The organism is Succinimonas sp., from assembly GCF_045225735.1.
Lineage (GTDB): Bacteria > Pseudomonadota > Gammaproteobacteria > Enterobacterales > Succinivibrionaceae > Succinimonas.
In genome coordinates this window covers 1-2,798 of record NZ_JBGVBR010000333.1, presented here as the reverse complement: position 1 = coordinate 2,798, position 2,798 = coordinate 1, and the positions used below count along the sequence as shown (strand labels likewise).

Here is a 2,798-nt window from a genome sequence, read left to right as displayed (position 1 = left end):
GGAACATATGTGCTAAACTTCCTGAATACGGAGAGGCAGAACAAATAACGGATTCGCCGGGTAAAATCACTCCAGATGCTTATCTCTTCCCGGTTCGTCTTGAATCGCGCAAAGAACATCATTTGTTGTCATAAAGTTTATGCTTTTAAGGAACAGGATATGACTGAATCACTGACATACCGGAATTTTGCAGTCGGTATTGAAAACTTTGAGGAACTCAGAACCAAAAAACTGGTGTATATTGACAAAACCTCCTATCTTGAAGACCTGGTACAGCGTTCCAAGGTTACATTGCTCCTGAGGCCCCGGAGATTCGGAAAAACTCTTTCCATGAGCATGCTGGCCTCCTTTTTGGAAATGAATTACCAGCATCCGGAGGACAGAAGCCGGCCTGAAAGGCTCTTTAAGGATCTGGCCATCTATAAGAACAAAGCCTTCTGTGATGAATACATGGGACGCTTCCCGGTTATCAGTATTTCCCTGAAATCCGTCCAGGGGAAAGATTTCGCCGGAGCCATGAACAGGCTTCTGGATATGGTGCTGGGTCCTCTTTTTGAAAAATTTAATTTTCTTCTTTCCAGCAACATACAATCTAAGGCGGCAAAGAAATCACTGGCCAGCAGAATTGATTTTTTTCTGGACGGCAACAGAGACCTGACTAAAAAAACCGTAATGACCAAGGCTGTGAGACTGGCGTCAAGTTCTGTTTTCTTCCTCAGCGAAATGCTCTCAAAGGAATGCAAATGCAAGACCGTGATAATCATCGATGAATACGATGTTCCCCTGCAGAAAGCCAAGGTGAATGGCTATTACGATGACATGCTGGACGTAATCAAGGAAATGCTGGGGAGCTCCCTTAAATCAGACGACAGCATGGAAATGGGCTATGTTACCGGCTGTCTCCGCATCGCCCATCAGAGCATCTTCACAGACATCAACAATTTTGACGAATTTGGCATTAATGATGCTTCCTATTCCAGATTCATCGGGCTCGCCAAAGATGAAGCCATAAAGCTTCTCAGTCAGTGCGGCATGGAAAACCGCCTCCGTAATGTTCTCGAATGGTATGACGGCTATAATTTTGCCGGACACAGCATGCTGTGCCCCTGGAGCGTTCTTAAATTCCTGTCCCGCGCTCTGGATACTGAACACAATCCGGCCGTATTCCAGCCGGAAAACTACTGGGCCAATTCCAGCGGCAACGACATTATCGAAATCTGCATGAAGCATCCCCGGCCAAAGGATATTGAGCGTTTTCAGCATCTTCTGGAAGGCAAAACAGAAGAAATTGCCCTCCGGGAATTCACCACCTATCCGGCCATTACCTCGGATACAGATTTTGATGCCTTTGCCACTCTGATGCTGCATACCGGGTATCTTACGGTGGCTAAGGATGCAGTCCCCTCGGAAAAATACAGAGCAGTGGTGAAAATTCCGAATAAAGAGGTTCTGGAGTGCTTTTCAGAAAAAGCAAAAACGCTGTTCAGTGAAAGCAATCCGGAATGGCTGGACAAAGCCTGCAAAATCATGGCGGCTTTTTTTGCCGGGGAAGCGGATAAAGCCTCTGATATCATTGAGGACATGCTGGTGAGCTTTATCAGCATCAGAGACACCGGATATGAGTACTTTTATCACGGCTTTATGCTGGGAATTCTGTCTATGACAATAACAAATCGCATGTCCATGGAATCAAACCGGGAAAGCGGCAACGGGTTTTCTGACATCATTATTAAAAACAGCAAAACCGGGAAAGCTGTGATTCTGGAGTTCAAGAAATGCGACAGGGATACCCCTTTGGAGACAGAGAAGGTTTGCCGGGAAGCTCTGAAGCAAATTGAAATCAACCGTTATGATCAGGATTTAAAGAAAGACTATCCTGAAGTGCTTAAGTATGGCATAGCCTTCGTTAAAAAAGGGTGCCGGGTAATCAAAGCCTAGCCTGAAAAACGGGATCCGGAACGATTTCTGTCCTCCCCGAAGCTCTCCCGGGAATCCGGCACCGGAGCTCTCAGCTCAGTATCGCAAAAATGCGTGATTTTATGCATATCTTAAGTGCCCGTCACAAGATTAATCATCCTCCTTAAGTCATGGTACGGTATACTTGCGAAAGCCCGCAGGCTGATTCATGTCTGTCTGCTCTCTGTCCGGCTCAGGAAATCGGGACACTCCCGGCAGATCCGGCGTGATCCTTACGGATGCGCCGCAGGCAAAACAGCCGGAACAGACAGAATAGTCCCTTCCCGGTTCTGAAGCGGCATCCCGTCTGAAAGGATCTAAGATGTCAGTATCCGGAAGGAAAAACAGCAGCTTAACAATAACCGGCAGCGCTGCCGAATGAGATCAGACAGCGCTATTATCATTTCAGGTAACACTATTTCATATAGCATTATTTCAGGTAGCAACTATGTTCCACATGTTCAAATTCAAAAGAAGCGCTTTAAGCATTCTCATGTCAGCCATGCTTTCCGCCGGAGCCATGGCGGTCACCGTTGACATTGACGCCACCGGCAAGGATCAGGACACCGCCATGAAAAAGGCCTCCCTTCAGGCCGTGCGGAACGTCATGCTGGATATCAAAGACAAGGATTTTGTAAAGCAGCATGCCTCCGAGGTGCGCAGTCAGGTGCTCCAAAACACTGACAGCCTCATCACTAAGAGCGAGGTCGTTTCCAGCGCCTCCGATGACAAGGGCAATGTAAAAATCCAGGCCCGTTTTGAGGTGGATCAGGAACGCATTGCCGGCATTTTAGCCAGTATTGAAAACGGCGGTGCCCCCGCAGGAGATACGCCGGTATCCG

2 protein-coding genes are annotated in these 2,798 nt (G+C 47.5%); both read left to right on the top strand.

The genetic code is table 11. The features are described from left to right. The first annotated feature begins 159 nt into the window (after nucleotides 1-159). Entirely contained in the window at nucleotides 160-1,938 is a 1,779-nt protein-coding gene (locus tag ACJROR_RS11870) for an AAA family ATPase (protein ID WP_406547211.1), read from the top strand. 466 nt (nucleotides 1,939-2,404) lie between these two features. Next, nucleotides 2,405-2,798: hypothetical protein (locus tag ACJROR_RS11865; protein WP_406547210.1), on the top strand; the 394-nt coding region annotated here is incomplete at its 3' end.